This window comes from Ruminococcus sp. YRD2003, from assembly GCA_900109435.1.
In the GTDB taxonomy this organism is placed as follows: domain Bacteria; phylum Bacillota; class Clostridia; order Oscillospirales; family Ruminococcaceae; genus Ruminococcus; species Ruminococcus flavefaciens_G.
The window spans coordinates 79,795-99,375 of the sequence record FNZT01000012.1; the positions used below are offsets into that span (position 1 = coordinate 79,795).

Sequence of the window (19,581 nt, forward strand, 5' to 3'; positions counted from 1 at the left end):
GACTATAATATTTAATCGCGGTACAAATTAGTGTGCTAAGCGGCATTTAGTTTGTTTTTTGACAGTCATTTTCTTGAAAACACATTTAAAGGTGGAGTTTGATGTGCTAATAACGGCAACCGCGTTATTATCGGGAGATATCATAGCATTTTCAATAATCCCGTTATTATTTGTCGATTCTGAAAGCCTGAGAATCCAGCCGTCTAAAGAGCCGTCGTCAAAAGCCTCTCCCCACGCGAGCAGTTCCTCCGTTGAGTGGTCGTGGGAACCAAGCATGAACCGCAGACTGATATTGTCGGAATCTTCCTCCGCTTCGCAAAATTCAGACGAAATATCGGGGCTGATAGTTTTGACGATTTGCGGCAGAAGCTTCTCTGCGAGCTCCTCACAATTATCTTCGGCTTCATCGCAAACATCATCCGTTTCGCAGTCAAGGAGCTCCGAGAGATACTCTGCCGAAAAGCTTTTTTCAAGGCACAAATAGTCGTCGGTCGACCACACATAGCCTGCCGCTTCATCAGTTGATATCTCAGCGAATTCGGCGCCTCCGAAGCACTTGTACTCCATAACTCCATAGTCACTATCGACGAGCAGCATACCGTATGAACCGTTGTTCAGCTCGTTTATAGCCGACAGAATATTGTCGACCTTTTTCTCGGGCTGTCCGCTGACAACATCAGAAAAAACTGCTGTAATTTCATCATAGTCGGATCCAGCCCTGCGTGAAAATAATTTCCATGAGCTCTCGTCAGCGTTCTCTCCATATACGGACTTGATAAACGGATCAAGCTCCGCATACAGACGGGATGATGCTTCAACAGCTTTTTCATCGTCAGTGATGATATGAGCGATCAATTTTATGTATTTTCCTTGTGACATAATGTGTTCCTCCTAATCGGAATATAATTCTCTGCCATTATAAATAATGGTAAAATTTTTGTTCATTTTTCTCAGCATTCCGACAACACGCTCAACATTTCTTTTTTGTTCCGCCTGCTGCTTTTTAAGCTGTTCTGCATCAGATGAGAGAATGCGTATCTTTTCGTTACATTCAGCTTCAATACGCGGCTTTTTATTATCAATACACTGTCTGAGCGCATCTGCCTGTCTGCCAAGCTCAACAGCCTGCTCTTCGAGAGCCTTCTTTTGCTTGCCCTTAAAGAAACCGAGTGAAGCCTTCTCGTTCCTCAGTTGAGTTATCTTGTTTTCAAGCTGCGAGAGTTCGTTTTCTTCCGGAAGTCTCATGTTGTTTCTTATGACTGATATCTCAGCATCTATCTTGCGTATTTCCGCCGAGAAGTCTTCTCCGCCGTAAAGCTCGATATCAATATATTCCGGAAACGCATCCTCTGCGACGTACTTAATGTCCAGCGGCATATATACTTTGTCAAGATATCGGCATTCACTGAATGCAACTTCCTGAATATATTCGACACTGCTTGGAAGCTTCAATGCCCTGAGCGCGCTGCACTCAGCAAACCAGCCTGCTCCTATTGCTGTTATACCTTCGCCAAGCTTGATATCTTTCAATTCCGTGCATAAGTGAAATGCACTCTTTTCGATTGTTTTCACACTTCCGGGAATACTTATCTCGGTTAGTGCATCGCAGCAGGCAAATGCGTCCTCTCCTATGTATTCAAGACCGTCGGGGAGAGTTATTCTTTTCAGCTTGCTGCAAAAGCGGAAGGCAGATTCCTCTATCCTCCTTATACCTTTGGAAATCGTAACGTCTTCAAGTGCCTCGCAGCTCGAGAAAGCTGATTTTCCAATGATAACATCGTCTCCTGAAATGTTGATGCTTTTGAGACCCTGACAGCTATCAAATGCGTTTTCTCCTATTATTTTCAGGCTTTTTGGAAAAACTATCCTTTCGACATTATTGCATTCCGTGAACGCATCTTTCCCAATGTTTTCAATGCCTTCCGAAAAATTGATCTCTTTTAGTTTTTCACATCTTGCAAAGGCATATTCTCCTATGTCCTTTATATTTGAAGGGAATGCTATAGTTTCAAGTCCCATACATTCTAAAAATGCTGAATCTTCGATTACTTCAATAGCTTCAGAAAAAATGACCTCATTCAGTACATTGCAGGCAAAGAAAGTGTCCTCAGCTATTTTATGAATATTTGCCGGGATCTTTACAGTTCTTAGGGATTCACAGAAAGAAAATGCCGATTTTCCGATGCTTTCAAGCGAATTCGGGAGAGTTATCTCTTTAAGATTAAAGCATTCCGAGAAGGCGCTGTGACCAATAGTCTCGAGTCCTTCGGGCAAAACTATGCTATCAAGATTGCTGCAATTCATAAATGCATAGTCTCCGATTTTTCTGACACTCGAAGGCAATACTATGCTTTTAAGTTTCTCGCAGTTTTTGAAGGCTTCCTTGCTTATACTCTTCACTCCGTCGGGAACAACGCAGTCAACTATGTTTTTGCCGCATTTTTTCAGCACCTTCATTGAAATAACGAGCTCGTCTGCCTGCTCTGCGTCCTCTGTTGGGGAGTCTGATACAGCAGATCCTGCAGCGACCTCGGGCGTGATATCTTCTGTCGGTGCCGCATCATCTTCGGGCATAGATTCATTTTCGGCTCCGTCGGCAATTTCTTCTGATAATTCCTCCGATACAGGCTCATATCCTGTTTCCTGTTCTGCCTCATCCGTTATAGACGGAAACGAGGCATCTTCCTCAGGTGAAACAGATTCCCCGGCAAGCTCGTCTGTATCATATCCGTCAAGAAATTCGACGCTTTTAGCTTCGTTCTTCTTTGCTGAAAGCTCATAATAATTCGGATATTTTTTAAAGAAATCCGATTCCCAATAATCATCGTAGCTTCCTCCGAGCTGCTCGATGATATTCTTTGAACGGATAACACTTATCTTGCCTTCGCCGATTTCTGCCTGCAGGAGAGCAGCCTTCATCTTTGCGGATATCCAGTTTCCTGAAACATTAAAGATGAGATAGTCTGTTTTGGCAGATATATTTTTGCGAACAACTCCTCCTCTGGCTTCTATCTCCTTTTGGAGCCATTCTGCATTGTTATCATCGACATTTGTGATAACAAATGACTTTCCGTTAAAATCGGGGATAGATAATACAACATTGATGTGTCTGAAAAAGTCAAGAAGACCGTTGTAGTCTGGATCATCGACTTCCTTTTCTTCTTTTTCCTCAGGAACGAAGTTTACATCCGAGGGCTTTATCTTTGCTGTAAGAGGACCATTGTCAGTCGGGGTGGTAAATCCATATGCTGCCAGAAGTCTCCTTACTGATATATATCCAAGATCGGCGGCGGCACTTTGAAGCTTTTTTATTGTGCTGTCGCCTATCATTTTGTCATCGACGTAATTGGATATGGTAACTTCCCTGATCTCGTTCAAAGCCTCCTTTACGAGGCTCAGTGCAGCTCCGAGAGCACCTTGCGGGGCATATGCCGCACGGTGCTGGAGATACTGCGCAGGCGCAACGCCGTAGGATGAACGGATCAGCGGTGCAAATGAACGTATTTCCCTGCCAAGCAGCATTTCTCTTTCAAGGTCGGCAGCTTTCAGTTCTGCTTTTTCAGGCTTTGTTTTCGGCTCCTTGGGTTTTCTTTCGACCTTGGGTTTTGGGGGCTCGACAGGTCTTTTTTTGAGAACTCCCGCATCAATGAATTCCTGCTTTGCCATTCTTGAATTTGTTATCTGCTGTTCAAGGTCAGGATACATCCTTTTAAGGTCACTTACGCTGTAAACTTCCTTACCGTTTAAACGGCTTTTCAGCTCATTTATCAGCTGCTGTTTGTCGGCGTTCTTATCTTCATCTGTTTTGGAGGAGGTTCTGTACTTTTGGATATACTCATAACCGTATGCTTCAAGCATCGCCTGTCCGCTTTCATAGCCAAGTTCGCGGTACATAGCGGTAAGTTTTTCGCCGAGCTTTTTGTGTTCGACATGAAGTCCCGATACTACCTTATCAGGGTAATACTGATCTATTCTTGCAAGGAAATTGGCAATTTTTCTTTTGATCTGTTCGGGTTCATTCCCTGGAGTGTAGTATGCCATATTCATTCCTCCTCAAAAGTGATAAGCGGCAGATTGCAGAGCTTGCGGTAATTGTTTATGTAGAATATCGCTGCTTCTCTGTCAAGTCCTGACAACACCTCGGATTTGACCTCTTTTTGCATTGAATCATATATTTCATGTTCATAGAATATCTGACCGTCAACAATACGCAATCCCATGTATGTGTTTGAAAGTGTATTGAATTCATAGCAGTTATTTTCTGTGAATATAATTGGCGTATCCCGTGTTACAGACGGAGAGAAAAAGGCACATAAAAAGGGTGAGATGGTTATAATGAAATGCTTCATTTCATCATTGCTCAGAAAATATACAACATCAGGCAGTTTTTTAAATAACGGTTCGTTTTGCCTGTTTTCAGCGGTAAGTACACCGTGACAAACGCTGCTGAAATCATATCCGTCATCAAACAGGCTTTGGATGTAAAAATAATTATCATAAAGCGGATCGTACTTTTCCGTCCAGACAGCATCAAATGAAACTTCATTATCATTGCTGTAAACTGCATTATCCAGACTGAGCCAGCCTTTCATGATCAGAAATGCAGCGTGTGATGATTCATTCAGTGCAAGCATTCCTGCCGGAATACCGCTTTCAGCGCTTCTGAAACCTATTCTTGTGCTGTACTTGTCAAACTCATATTCAATTTTTAAATTTTCCCCGACAGAAAAGTTCTGAATTTCCTTTTCAGTCAGTCCACGTAGCCTGCACGATATTCTTTTCTTTGCCGTAAGCATACCGTCTTTCACCATATACGGGAGTTTTTCCGGCGGAAGCTTCTCGGCAAGGGAGATGAATGTGTTTCCGTTTACTTTTGCATATTCCTCGATCTTTCCTCCGGGACAAGCATATATTGTTATGCTGCTTGCAATAGCACCTTCGCTTATTTCAGCGTCCTTTGCAGGGATAGCTATCCACTTGCCGCTCTTGAAACTGTTTTTTTCTATTTTAAGCGGATAGCCGGTCAGTACAAATCGGTCGTAAAGGTTATTGGAATCGTCAGGAAGTATCGCGGCATATGTGTATCCACTCTCTTTGCTGATATTTCTGTCGATAATGTAGCTTATACGTCTGTAGCCGTCTATTTCTTCGGATATTTCGGTGAAATTTATTTCGGTGAAATCGCCGATTGGATTTCCGTTTGCGACGGCGTATTTATATGCTGCACTGTTCTCTGATGCGACTATTCTTACTCTTTTCGGGACAGCTCCATTTTCTATTTCAGTATTCTCCCCGATAATGATAAGTTTTTCAAGAGACGGGCATTTCTTAAACGCATTAGCGCCTATTTTTTTACACTGCATAGGAACAATCAGCATATCAAGCTCTCTGCATTTCCAGCCGTCAATGTAATAATCGAAATTACGGAATTTTTTGAGAGTGATATATGCATTCTTGCTGTCCCAGACCACATTGAAGTCATCACCAAATGTAGAATCTGCATCATATAGGCTCAGCTTATTATCCGAATATTTTATAAAAGTTTCAGCACCACCGTTATAGCCAAATCCGCCGTTATACGGGTGGGCACTGTAGGAGAAAAACTCATCCCCTTCATAGCAGATTTCCTCGCCGCTTGTATAGTAATCGGCGAATTTTGCCGTATGTACATCTTCGCCGTTTCCAAATTTGCGGGTCATATAGTTTATTCGCATTTTTCGGGCGAAATCAGTCTTTTCTATCAACTCCAGAAATGCTTTGGTAATTGACTCGGGCGTTCCGTCGGGGACGTTTTGGAGCTTGTGTTCCCAGTAGCTTTCCCTTTTATTCTCATCCTCATCCTCAGAATCATCGTTCTTACATACAAATCCGTCGCAGTACAGGTTGTCGGGTGTTTCACTTTCAATAAAGTCAATGATGCCGAACCAGTCGTATTCTTCGCCTTCATACACGACAGAATCGACCTGTTTTGTCAGGACTCCGTACAAAAGATTAAGTATGTTTTCGTCGAATGAAAAGAATTCATCAGTTTCAATGCTTACGAAATTGCCCTCCATACTGGCTCTTCCAGTGATATTCTTATTGGTAAGTCTAAGCTTGTATTTTTTGATAAAGTCCGCAAGCTCAGGGCTTCCGATCCTGCATGAAATAAAGCTCGAGCTGCTTGAATTGGTTACAAAGTCGGTGCGTATCTTCATGACAATACCTCACTTTCAATTCTCTAAAAAGCTGTTTAGCTGTTCTCCGACTCTTTCATAAAGTGAATGCATATCTGTTCCTATCGCTTCGTTTTCATCGAAAAAATGCACATCGTTTTCAGCGTATTCCCTTCCGACCTTCAGTGCATCAAATACATATGTATTGCCGCTTTCGCCATTATCCTTCAAGCAAATGCGCTGAGTTTTCATTGTCAGTTCACCGGTGGCAAAGTTCATGCCGAAGGAAACATCGAATTCGGGTCGGAGATTTCCTTTGAATGCCATAAAGAAGTTCCACATCTGGAACAAAAGATAAGAGCTGACTGCCTTGGCTATGCTTGCTCTTATATCACGTTCGTTCATACCCTTTGCTCTGTTTGCAATTGCAAGGATTATCACAGCGTTACCGATATTCTCTTGCGTCTCAATGGTAAGGTCGAGCTTCTTTTTCATCTTTTGACCGGGAGGCGAAGCTATTGCTGCAATAAGGTCGAAGGCATGACCTGCTGATATATATAAGCCTTTTTCAAGGTCAGACATACCGTCGTTTCCGTTTGTCAATATTTTTGTTCCCGTATCGTATATTTCCTTAACAGTTCTTACGTCGTATTTTTTCAGATGCAGTACATCTTTACCGTCAATAATAATCATAGTGACCTCCTCAGGCAGTGTTAGATTTGTTAGGCATCAGCATAAATTTGTTTGCGGTTTACACTCGGACATATCGCCACATCCGGTACAAGCGGACATCCGCCCATGCAGAATTCACGATCGGGGCAGTAGGGACACGACCTCCTCAGGCTGTCGCGGAAAGCCTCAAACTGCGAACTGTCCCACACTTCGCGGATAGACCTGCCCCTCAGCGATACGCCGTATTTTTCATCGCGGTCAAAGCTGCACGGTGACATAATCATCTCGCTTGAGATATAGCAGGAATAGCGTGCGCCCTCGCAGGTGTCGAGCGTGATTTTGGCTATATTCGGACAGAAATTGACTATCATCGGCACACTGCACGAATCAAATCCGATTTTGAACGGCTGCTCCTTTTCATTGACGAGGCGGCAGAATTCTTGCAGCAGCGGCTCGTCGGGAGCTATCATATTCTCACGCTCGCCCTGTCCGACAGGCTTGTGCATGAGGAATATGACCGCATTTATACCCTCAGCAAACCCTTTGCCCGACAGCCTTTCTACTGCCTCACCGATTGAATTTTTCGACAGGACATAGTGGATATTTGTTCTGCACCCTGCGTCCAAAAAGCGCTTTATTGCGTCATCCGTATATTTGCTTCGGTACCAGCTTACCGCGACAGCACCGCAGTATTGCTTGGTCAGACTGACCTGCTCGTCCGTCATTCCAAATCCCGACGTTGTATAATTGGGCACGAGGTCGTTTTCGCGGCATATCTGCAAAATGCGCTCAAACTCCTTATGCTGGTTCGGGTCACCGCGACCGCCGAGTGCGAACTGATTCGTTATATGGCGGCACTGCTTGGCGATGCTTTCGAAGTCTTCGACTGCCATGTCAGGCTTTTTCACTGAGTAGCCGCTTTGATAGCACTGCACTCCGGCAGCCTTGCATAGACCGCTCTCGCCGTGGATGCAGTGTCCCATGATGCCGACGTCTATCAGGTGTGGAAACGACGACATAAAAGGGTCAACACTCGTGTCATTGCCATTTTTGTCAAGTATGCCGGTTCGCATATAAAAGCCTGTTTTTGTGTCAAAAACGTATTTATAATTGTATTTTTTATCGTGTACTGCGTATCTCATATTTTCTCCCGAAATTATTTTTGTAGTTTGTCTGGATCAACATAATCCTCTCCGCCACCGTGGGAATATTCCTCCTCAATGAGCATATTGTCAAAAATATCCGTGTTCATATACAGCTCGTGAATGAGCTTTATGATATCCATATTGCTGCTGTAGCAGCCCTTGACCTTGTATTCGTCGAACGGAGTGTTTTTCTTTTTGCTGGTTTTTCCGTTAACGATATTCCAACGTCCGAACTCCTCATATTCCTCGACATCGCTTATGTATACATCGTTCTTATCATAAAATTCATCAAGGTCACTTATTAGAGCCTCTGCCATTATCTGAGGAAGTGAAGGTGTGCCTGACCCGCCGTCGTTGTCAAATGCGAGGGTTATAGTTTTTTCGTCAGCGGAGGCTTTAAGAGTATAGCCGTCTGAATAGAAGCCGAGATCATAGTGGTTATCATTTTGAGAATTAACTTCAACATTCACTGTTGGCTAAATGCCGTTTTTATTTGAGAAGATGTCTATGATGTCCGGATTGTTATCCAATAAACTTATTAAAGGTTCGATATTTAGCTTGTAAGAGATAAAACTGGAGCTTGAAGAGTTTGTGACAAAATCTGTTCTTATTTTCATAAGTTTACAGCCTTTAGTTTAAAAAATCGTTTATGCGTCCTTTATTCGGTCTCAACATCTGCTGAGAAAACCGAGCTAAGAATCTTTTTCATTTTTTCAGTATCTTTTTTTTGCGGAGCATTCGGGTCGAGCTCGCTCACTATTTGCGCATATTCATTTGGCTGAATTATAGCCACAAGGTCTAAATACTGTTTTGCCCTTGATGATCCGACATAGAATTCCAAGCCCTTGAAGCCTGTAAACGATTCTTTGTCGAGGTCTATCATAACAATAGCGTCAGCTTCAAGCCCTTTGTATCTGATACAGGTAGTAAATCTGTAATACGTGCCATTATGTTCATAGAGATAGTAGCCGTTATCTTTTCCGCTGCCTGGAGAGACTTTATCGGCAATGCATGAATACTCAATAGTTCCTGGGGTAAGTATAATAACATTGTCCAGCATTGCTGTTTTATACTTGTCAAGCACGTTGTTCAGAGCTTTTACCGCTTTCTTTTCTCCGCCAACAAGGTGCATAACAGGTTTTGCGGGCTCATACCAGGTACAAGCTGTTTTAGGCTTTATTGCTCTGTTTTTATTATCCTTCAGCGGAGTTACAGATGTTTGTGCGATCTCCTTTGTATTACGGCAGTTATAATGCAAGGTCAAGCGGCAGTCACTGTTATTTATACAGTCGGGAAGCTTGTACTTCGCTTTGCTTCCGCCCTGTATCATCTGGTATTTGTCATAAAACAGGTAGAAAGTGCCGTTTTTTTCAAGCACAAGCTCCTGTAGCGTATCAATGATAGTGCAGTTTGATTCCGCGTCGGTTGCCTCGTCTGACTCGTCTTGTTTGTCGATAAGCCCAAAGTCCTGCCCTTCGTCAATGATAACGTGTTTATATTTGAATTTATCGGTGCTATCGACACAATCAAGGAGCCACTCAAGCAGTCCGTCAAAGTCCTTGAAGTTGCCGACTTTTTCCTTTGCAAGCCGAGATATCGTCATGAAATCCACATTTTTGAATTGATTGCGGTAAGCCTTTGAGGGATTGTTTTTGTGGAGCGCGTTCAGATTATCGCATAGCAGGCGATTATAACAAAGGAAAAGCACCGATTCATCATCTATGCTGTTTCGGCGAGCTTTTTCGACTGCTATCATGGTCTTTCCTGTTCCTGCCGCGCCATTTATTACGGCAGTCGGCTGGTCTTCGAGAAAATCAAGAAGCCTGTACTGCTCGTAGAGAAGCTGATTCATATGCTCCTCTATCATAAGGTTTTTAGCGGCAGGAGAGGGAATAAGGTGGAATTCGGGACAGAATACAGAATCCAGAAGCATCCGAAATTCGTCGCTGGTAATATCGTTTTTTATAGCGTCGTCCTCGTCGAGCGGATGGGGTATGGTAATTGAAAAAATACTTTCAATCTTCTTGGTCGGATCGGCAAGGTCCTCGCAGAAAAGGGTAATGTCTGTAGATACGCCTTCGGGCAAGCCGTTCTGTCTGTTTTTTTCTTCAAATGAACTCTGAGACATTCCAAAAAACCATGCTGCATGAAACATTTTGCATCTGAAACTGATATTTGCGACCTCTGGATTCTTATGATACCTCATTTTGCTGCGAAGAGCCCGTTTCGCAGTTGCAGCCTGTTCATAGGGACCGCCGTGCTTCATTTTCTTGTTAGAGGAATAATACCAAGTTCTGTCGGTATAATGGATATTATCTCCGTTTTTTGCTTCAATACAAAGCACGCCTTTTCTCTGATTGGCGACGACGAAATCGATCTCGCGTTCAATCATTTTCCGATTTACTACTTCATTTATCACAACACTATGAAATACGTAGTAGTCATCGGGCAGCTTGCTGAGGGCGTTGAAAACAACACCCTCATCGCTCTTTATGTCAAAATCCTTTGGTACAGGAGGTATCATATGTGCAGACATATTATTCTTCCTTTCTGATATGGCTCATTACAAGCTCTGCATTGATATTTTCGCCTATCATGTAACAATACCAGTTGTATTTTTTTAAGATCTTATATTGATTTTCGGTTCCGGGCGTGAATAGTGCGACTCTTGATCTTCCCCAGAATAGTTCAGGCCATATATCCTTTTCGCTTGTTGGCAGCTTTGAATCTGTTATGGGATTTTCAAAGTTTCCGTCTGCGGCGGCAGCTATAAGTTTTTCAAGCCCACGCTTTATGGATTCGTCATCTGTATCGTCGCGAAGCGCTTCAAGCTGAGTGAGGGTATCAGGATTTGCTGAAGTGTCCTCAGGTTCGTATGAAAAGGTTTTTATTCCTATCTCTTCAGGTACTTCTGATGTTTTAGCAGAAATACCCTTTTCTTCAGCATTTTTCACATTATCTGTCTCTGCATATAGCAGCCAGCTAATATATTCCTTTGCCAGGCCTCTTGATATCATATCGTGAAAATGTTGGTTTGAGTAATTTCGCAAACAGCCATAGCAGGAGGTCTCCTCAGTACAGCCGCACATACCTGATACCTTATTCAAGGCTTCGCGGAGAACAGCGTCAAAATTATTGTATATGTATTTCACAAATCCTGAGCCGCCTGAGGTATCGTCAAACAGCACGAGCTCTCGAGATTCGGTCACGCACCCACTGATATCGTCGCGGCTTATATCAAGGGCTTTGCTTGCACCTTCAAGTATAGCATAAAGCACGGACATATCCTGGTTCTTGTCCTGCGTTCCTGCGAGAGAGACCTCATGAGAGGGGAGGGCTATCTTGATTATATCGGTCGAAAATTCGTGTCCGAGAGAAACATTTATCAGGTTTTTGGACTTGCATTTCTTTTTGTACTTTGTGATGTGTTCATTTCCCTTTAGCGGAGTAGTAGGGTCAATGGTGTATCCGCAGGTCGGGCAAACTCGTAATCCTCTGCCGTTCATTCCCTGATTGAGTACAAAGAGCTTTCCCCCTGGTGAATAAGTTATATGCGCAGCCTTCCCCTTGAAGCTCATATCCTTTTCCATTGCTTCTGCCTTCTGCTTCTCAGTTAGGTCGTCTATCCCCCAGAACTGAGTCTGTGTTGCATAATAGCGTGCAGGCTTAGTTTCGCCGACGGGCTTGGGCTTGTATTCGATCTGTGTTGAAAAGCCAAAAAGCGGAATGATGAATTTCTTTGGATTCATAACTGTATCGCAGTATCTGCATATCCTTTTTGAAGATTCATCAATATCTGCTGTGACATATATCATATTTCTGTCAGGCGGAGATATCCTCTTGCAGTTTGGACACTCATGATACACATATGTAGGCCAGCCTTTGTCAGGGACAGTGTTTATCGCATAGCTCTCCCATATCTTGCCGTTGGCGACGATTTTTGCAGGAGGAGCAAATTCGCTTATAGCTATTTTGAGATCACGCGAAAGGTCTATTTTTCTTGCTTCTTCTTCAGTGCCTCCTATAATATCGAGCGATACAGTGTCAATTGGAAAGCCATATTTAGGCAATACGCCCTTTGAGCTAAGGAAATTGATAGAGCGTTCTTCTTCAAGTGTCTCGATGAGCTTATCAGCAGCTATTGCTCCATATTTATCAGCATCATCAGAGAATCTCTTGAGTTCCTCGATATTCGCTTTGCGTTCGGAAATAGCCTTTGTAAGCGAGCCGTCGTCGCCTGAAATATTATCAATAAACTTCCAGTCGTCAACTCCGAGCGTTCTGCACACATCAGCAGGGATAGCATTGTGGATACTTTCAAGCAGCTCTTGAGGTTTATCAGACAGGGCAGCTTTGAGTTCATCCGCCATATTTTTCTCTTCATTACAAGAAATGATACGCTTTGTGTTTTTTGTGAAATAATCGGGGTATCTCTTAAAGAACCATGCTACTATGATTGAATTCATGTGGCGTTCGGCTATCTTCTCGTTGTTTGTTTCCAGTACAGGGGGCTTTATTCTGCCTGCAATGATCTGTACAGGGTCATGATAGAACGTCATATCATGACTCGTTCTTCTTGAAAAAGTAACTGAAAAAGCAGCCGACGATGTTCGCCTTCCTGCGCGTCCTGCTCTTTGGATATAGTTTGCTGTTTCAGGAGGTACATTCCTCTGGAATGTAGCCTCAAGCTCTCCGACATCTACACCCATTTCAAAAGTTGTAGAGCAGCTCAGAACATTGATTTTTCCAGCCTCAAAATCACGCTGATATTGGCTTGCAGTTTCAGCTGAAAGCTGAGCTGTATGCTCTCGCGCTACCATAGGAATGAATTTGTCGTCTGCAAAAAGATCGCTGTAATATGGTGCGTTCTGTATGATGCTTGCCTCGACCTCTTCAAGAGTACCGTTACACTTCATCATCTGACATTTGCCCTTTATTGAATAGCTGTAAACTTTACGGCACTTGGTGCATCGGTAGAGCTTATCGTGCGGTTCGATATATCGGAAATACCATTTTTCGTGATTAAGCTGGTACATTCTGCCGTTAATCTTATCGTTGAGCTCGATGAGATACCCTTTCCTTGTCATTAGAAGCATCAACTCATATATTTCTTTCAGTTCCTTTATTGCCTGTCTTTTTTTCTCATCTTCGGTCAGCGGCTGATCCTCTAAAAGCTTTAGCATGAAAGATAGTCTCTTATTGTTTGAGTTATCTTTGGGTATAAATCCGTATATGTATGCATCTGAGGTAATGAGCGAATGGCTTTCTCTAAAACAACCGCTATGATTCCTTGGGGCGAAAAAGTCATTTGTTGCTCTGAGGGTATCTGGATAGCTGGAAGCGCCCTTCTGTCGGAGCGTATCCATCATGAATCGGATCAAATTCCACAGGTCATTACCGCTTAGTCCTGCTTTCACAATATTCGGTTTAAACGTAATCGGTTCAGGTTCTATGCTGATATATCCGAGACCTTCTATTCCTGTATCAATATCCGGATTCAGGTATTCCTGCATGATATAGAGTGCAGCCTGTTCACGCTTCTGGTAATAAGTCATATTTGCCTGACGTTCGATATCGAAGCTGTATAAACCTGTTTTATCTGCCTTGTTAGTTACTCTGCTGATAAGGTCCTTAAAGCTTATCTTTTTTTCATCAGCTTCACGGAGACATTGAAGTATGACCTTTCTCCACATTACGAGATGATACTTTTTCTCAAAGAATCCTGCAAAAAAGGCGGCTTCCTGTCTGTTATCCGAAAATATGAGCAGCTTTCTGCCTGTTTCGTCATCAAGCTGTACAGCGGGAGTGCTTGCTCCATCATCGGCAAAAGGGTCGTCCTCGAAAGGGTCGTCAAAAACTGCGTTTTTAGTATCATTTGTGAGCGGTCGCGGAGGTATCGCGTCGTACAGGCTCTTTGCAATCGTAAATGTTGCAGGCTGATTTGCTGTAAGGAAGCGTTTTATCAATCCTTTTTTTGTAGCTCCGCAGCATGGGCAGCAATTAGATTCGCTGTCCTTTCCCGAATACTTCAGATTATAGACTAAAACGATCTTCTCAGGATCATTATTCTCACAGCAGTCGAGTATATGCTTTTCAGCAAAGGGAGTAAGTCTTCCGCAGCAGAGGCATAGGTGGTATTTTTCCAGTTCCTTCAATTTATCTTTTTCTTCAAAGGAGTCATCCTCATCAAATCCATTGAAATCGATAGTACTGTCATTGGATATAAAGAGATACTCGGGCTTTTCTGCGTTGCTTGTCTGAACAAAATAATCGCCATATTCTCGTGTTACTACTTTGCCTACGAGATACTCCTGCTGGCATTTCTGACAGTCAGCGAGCTCAAAAACGGAGCATACCTGATCATCGTTACGTACTTGTTCTTTACGGTCGAGGTAGACTTCCTTTTTAGGATAAAATCGTGCGAACATTCCTTCAAGCGATTTAACGAAAAGGTGGTATCTTGCAGGGAGAAGCGCATATTCAAACTCGCTCTTTTTTGCTGCTGCTGCAAGCTCGATGAGGTCTATCAGAGCGTTCTCCCGTTCTCTCTCAGATGGGATATCATCAAAAACGTTCCCAGCGACGTCCTCGAGCTTTTTGGGCTTGCTTTCAAGAGCAGAATACACCCTGAAAAGCCTTAGATCTGATGAGAGAACATTGTATAAAAATGCGCCTTTTTGAACCTCGTTCATTTCGCTGACGCGTTTTTTCAATGCCGTATAATCATTCGGCGAAAAGAGCTTTGCATCTTTCGGCACAGTACGCTTGATACGCTTTGTAGTTATTATATCGTCCTCGGAAAACGGTTCGTCGAACAGATTTTGCGCAAAAAGCGCGAGCCCTTTTTTTCCGTCGTTGCTGCCGAGCGTCGCAGATGTTGCAATACATCTGAACGGCTTGTGCATATTGTGTCTGATACGTTCTTTCACGCGCCTAAGAAGATAAGCAATCTCAGTGCCGTTTGCTCCCTTATATGTGTGCGCTTCGTCAATTACGATAAACTGCCAGTTCTTAGCTGATGAATTGTCAAAAAACGGTGCAGTATCTGGACGCAGCAACATATATTCGAGCATTGCATAGTTGGTAAGCAGGATATGGGGAGGCTTTGCTGCCATCATTTCTCTGCACATTAGTTCATTAGGTATAGATTTCCTCTGCGCCTCGTCAATGTCTGAAATATGCGCTTCGTCGTACTCCTTGTGCAGGCGCGTTTCTGCTTCCTCGGGAGATTCCTCCTTGCCGTTTTTATTTGTTTTTATCGCGTGTGCAGTTTCACCCGTGTATCTTCCAAATGTGATATCAGGATAATCTCTCAGCAGCTTCCTAAGCTTTTTCTGCTGGTCGTTTGCAAGAGCGTTCATTGGAAATATTAAAAGTGCTCGTACACCCGCGTCAAGTGTGCCTTCTTCTTTTTCACGCATCAGGGAATTGATTATCGGATACAGATAGCATTCTGTTTTTCCAGAGCCTGTGCCTGTTGAAACGACCATGTTCCGCTGTTTGGTGATAATGTGTCTGAGTGCATTTTCCTGATGTATACGAAGCTTCCAGTCTTCATAGTGTACACTTTTTCCCATTACTGAAAACTCTCTGCTTATCAAACCTTCATCAGCGAGAGCTTTTAAGCTTTTGCCTTCGACAAACGGCAGGGTAGTCTCAAGGAAAGGGCCCTTTACAAACTCTGTATTTCTTACCGCCTCATGTGCCAGTTTGGTTATAACAGGGTCTTTAACGCTCAGGATAGAAGCAATATAATTCTGATAGTCAGTCCTTATTTTTTCCGTCGTTTGACGTGGATTCATTGACATAGCTTTTCCTCTTTTCTAACCAAATATACAAAAGTGGCTGCCATTACCAGATCCCTTTGGGATATCTTTGGAGCAACTCTGAAAGCATTAGCCATGAATCTTTCGCCTGTTCTCGCAGCTTTGGCATATCTTTTGTATTCACCAGGGATAACAGTCAGAAACGCTGCCAGCCCCTGCAAGTAAAAATATCGTGGGTATTTATTGATGTTTAAGACGGACAGTGGGTCGTCTTTATATCTTTCGCGCAGAGCCGCCTTGAATCGTTTGACTATATCTCCAAGCTCACTGTCCTTTTCAAGCTCTCCGAAGGCTTTGATTATATTCTCGCATTCCTCTTTGACCATAGCTATCATGAGAGATTTCTTCCATGCGAGCATATCACATTTTTCATCATGACTTGATCGATACCACTCAACGTATTGGTCAACGTATCTGATACCGTCAAAATAAATACCGTAGTCGGGCTTCTTGGAAATATCAAAGATAACGGAATTATGCGTTGCTATGACCATTTCCGTCAATGGCTGCATATTACCCGATATTTCTTTTGTAAGTGCTATCCTTACTCTGCATGGGCTTTCTTCTTTAAGGAATTTTCGCTGTTCAGAAGATATTATGGATATATCCTCCTCATTCGGAACCGACAGGATGTTGAGCAGAGCCTCTTTGCCTATCAGTTCCCTGTAGCGCTCTCTTCGTACAGTATCAGAAACAGGCGCGTCCACACCCATAAGCAGCAAAAGAGACAGCTCTGCTGACTGATTTTCCAGTTTTTCAGCAAGCTCCTTTGAATCGTCAGAGCCTCGTTCAAACAGCAGCAATCCATATTCGCGCAGGCATATTTCAAATATCTCATTTGGACAGTCAAGCTCTGAAAGCACCCTTATGAGTTTAAGGCGTCGGCTTCCATTCAGTATGTTTACACAAACAGCATTCATGCACTTACGAATGGACTGCTTCTTTGCGTCTGTACATTTAGCTTGTGCAAAATAAGCCAATGCTACGAGCCGCTCATAGTCGCACCTGCCGAGCTCTAACGTATCAAGTTCGGAGACATGATCGCATTTTCTAAAGCTATCGCTATGATTGATATCTCCGCTTATCCCTGCGTTAATGACATCTTTGATGAGCTGGTCGAGCCAATCTGAAAATGTTATGATTGGAGTATCCTTTCCGCGCAGGCTGACATACATTACATTTTTGCCGTTTGAAAGCTCTATACCCGTATCGTCGTCAGCAAAAAAGTCTATATTTCGGCTTTCTCCCTCGACAACATAAATTCCGTCTTCAAGTTCCTTGGGACACTTGTATCCGCGTTTCTTTCCGTTTTTGCTGACCTTTGATTTTTCATATTTAAGTTTCAGCAAGAATTCCTGCGTGCCGAAACGCTTTATTAACAAGTTCTTGTTTTCGTCATTAACATCCAAAACTATGATACCGTTTTTCATATAATATGGGCGTGCTAACATCTCAGACTCATCCGAAACCACCATTACGGGTATGTATTTATCTTCTTCATCACCGCAACAAAGCTCTATCTGAGCTGGGAGCGGACAGCTTTTTAAAGTATCATAGAACGCTGTCAGACTGAAATTTCCGCATTTATTTACAGATAACGGGAATTTCTCCACCTGTTCGATGCCATTGGCTGTTCTGAGTTTCAGTTTATACTGACAATCTGAAAAAGCTCCATAGGTTTCAAGCCGCACCCAATATGTCATTTCATTCAGGGCATTCAAGCCGATATGTGGCGTTTTTCCATTTGATTCAAGCTGTGATAAGCCATGTTGATCGAGGACGTCGATGGCTAAAGGTGCAACAGGCAGTTCAAAACTGCAATTATAGAATTCGTTTTTTAGTGTACAGCTTATTGTGCCGATGTTCGGCGGACATTCGACAATATATCTGTCCCTGTCACTGCTGACGATACAGTTCTGAAATTCCATTTCCCAATCGTTAAGCCGCTCAAACCAAAATCTTTTGCGCTTTTTCCTGTCCTTTCGATCATGCCACTTTATTTCGGGGTCGTAGTCAGTTTTTATATCAGGGACATAGCTGAATTCAACTTGTTTAAGGAAACGGTCATTCTGATACAGCCTTATGCTGTAAACTCCGTATCGGGAGAATATATCCTGTCCGTATTCTTCAAGCGAAATACTGTAAACGCCGTTGTTAAATTCATCTCCGATATCAATACTTTTACTGCCGAGCCGCAATTCATATCCTTTAGTATAGGTATCGGCATCAATATTGATCGTCAGAGTCGGGAGTTTTGTAAATAGTCTGCTATCATTTTTATTGTCTGGAAAGAATAATGTTGTTCCGGAAAATCTCATTTCGATTTGAGGTTTTGTACGAAAACAGCGTACAGTCGTGCCAGCCGAAAAGCACAAATATGAGGTATTATCTGAGGGCTCTGCGGAAATGACGAAATAGTTCTCGCGATTGGTGGGGTAGGATTGGAAATCTACGGAAACGTCCTTTTTTTCTGTGATCCTGACAGACGAATGATGAATAATTATCGAATACGGAACAGGAAGATTATCCGTGAGTATCATACGTCCGTTTGAGTTGAAGAAAACGGGTCTGTCTTCTGCGATGCCATTTATTTCCCAATCAATTATGGAGTTTGGAGGAACATCATCTTCACGTTCATATAAAGTCACCTTATATCTTTTTGAAGGACTTACAGGAATTATCATAGACTCCACAAATCTTTTTCCTTCGTCGCCGAATACTGTCATTCGTTTACTGAGAGTTTCAGAATTATCGGTAACGATCTGCCATTCAACGTCATCTATCCACTCAGTTTTCATTATTGTTCGCGGAAGAACCAGACAAAGTCCTCGCTTGCCATTTTCAAAAAATAGGTATGGCTTGGTCTGGAATTCCTTGTTTTTTCTGTTTACAGAAGCCTCTTTTGTTTTTTCTTTAGCTTTCCATTCGGTATAGTTACCTATGAAGTGCGATTCGCTGCTCATATTCTGATCGACAGCAAGCATTGCATCGTGAACGTCAAGAACATATTCTATCGCTCTTTTATCGCGGAAACGTCTAAGAAACCGAAGCATAGGCTTTCTTATCTGATAGGAACGCATTTCTATCAGGTCGTCGATTATAAGCTGAGGGTCAAATACAGAATATGTATCATATTTGAGCACGTAGAAAAGGTCATCCAAACTGCTTTCAGGAGGACAGCCGGCTTCGTAAAGGATGGGCTCGAGATTGACGCGCCTTTCATTTTTTACATCGCTGTAATCAAAGCCATATTTATCAAAAGCTTTTTTGGCACATTTCCCGATGAGGTTTTCGGCAGGAAGGCTAATTTTTATATTTAGCTCAGTCTCCATTATTCCCCAGAAATTGGTGTCGAATTTATATCTTACAAGGAAGATCATAAATGTTGTCAATGAGCATGGATATTGGCTGCAAATATAATTCATGTCAAATCTGTCATCATTAAGTACCTTTTGGATACTTGCTCTTAAATTATCATATTCCTCGGGTGTTATGTCGATATCACCCCAGAGTTCTTTGCCTGTAAGTTCGTCAATAATGTTAGTTTCAGTAAGGCTCAATGGCTGATTTCCCTTGATTGGACGTTTCAAAACAAGTCACTTCCTGACGTAGAATCATTTACATTATTATATCATGTTATACAAAAAGTGTCAACTTTCGAGATAATATTTGCACATTGTATATCGACGGTTAAATATACCAATTGTAAATTGAGAGGCAAGGGAGTTGCTTTGGGTTTGGGGAGAATCAACAAGATTAGTCTTTGCTTATAGTGCGTATTGC

At 42.7% G+C, this 19,581-nt stretch carries 9 protein-coding genes; all 9 read right to left on the reverse strand.

What is annotated here, in order from left to right; all coding sequences use genetic code 11:
• Positions 1-27: 27 nt before the first annotated feature.
• The 9 genes from BMX22_RS11335 to BMX22_RS11375 all read right to left on the reverse strand — a co-directional run bounded on the left by BMX22_RS11335 (position 28) and on the right by BMX22_RS11375 (position 19,388).
• The gene (locus tag BMX22_RS11335; protein ID WP_074742551.1) at positions 28-879 is read right to left on the reverse strand and encodes a hypothetical protein; all 852 of its coding nucleotides are present in this window, start codon (positions 877-879) and stop codon (positions 28-30) included.
• 12 nt (positions 880-891) lie between these two features.
• Positions 892-3,378 (reverse strand): leucine-rich repeat protein, encoded by a 2,487-nt coding sequence (locus BMX22_RS11340; RefSeq protein WP_177173022.1) that lies wholly within the window; start codon positions 3,376-3,378, stop codon positions 892-894.
• Between the two features lie 665 nt (positions 3,379-4,043).
• Positions 4,044-6,197, reverse strand: a complete 2,154-nt coding sequence (locus BMX22_RS11345) for a hypothetical protein (RefSeq protein WP_074742553.1) — start codon at positions 6,195-6,197, stop codon at positions 4,044-4,046.
• Positions 6,198-6,212: 15 nt separating this feature from the next.
• Positions 6,213-6,848 carry a hypothetical protein gene (locus tag BMX22_RS11350; RefSeq protein WP_074742554.1) on the reverse strand — a complete coding sequence of 212 codons (636 nt, stop codon included), beginning with the start codon at positions 6,846-6,848 and terminating at the stop codon, positions 6,213-6,215.
• 29 nt (positions 6,849-6,877) lie between these two features.
• Positions 6,878-7,969, reverse strand: coding sequence for an SPASM domain-containing protein (locus tag BMX22_RS11355; RefSeq protein WP_074742555.1), 1,092 nt, complete (start codon positions 7,967-7,969; stop codon positions 6,878-6,880).
• Between the two features lie 14 nt (positions 7,970-7,983).
• Positions 7,984-8,442, reverse strand: coding sequence for a hypothetical protein (locus tag BMX22_RS11360; protein ID WP_074742556.1), 459 nt, complete (start codon positions 8,440-8,442; stop codon positions 7,984-7,986).
• 188 nt (positions 8,443-8,630) lie between these two features.
• A complete protein-coding gene (locus BMX22_RS11365) occupies positions 8,631-10,508 on the reverse strand; it encodes a nuclease-related domain-containing DEAD/DEAH box helicase (RefSeq protein ID WP_074742557.1) in 1,878 nt (625 codons plus the stop codon).
• A gap of 1 nt (position 10,509) precedes the next feature.
• The gene (locus BMX22_RS11370) at positions 10,510-15,774 is read right to left on the reverse strand and encodes a DEAD/DEAH box helicase (protein WP_177173023.1); all 5,265 of its coding nucleotides are present in this window, start codon (positions 15,772-15,774) and stop codon (positions 10,510-10,512) included.
• Positions 15,771-19,388, reverse strand: coding sequence for a hypothetical protein (locus BMX22_RS11375; protein WP_074742559.1), 3,618 nt, complete (start codon positions 19,386-19,388; stop codon positions 15,771-15,773). Before BMX22_RS11375 ends, BMX22_RS11370 begins: the two co-directional genes overlap by 4 nt.
• Positions 19,389-19,581 lie beyond the last annotated feature (193 nt).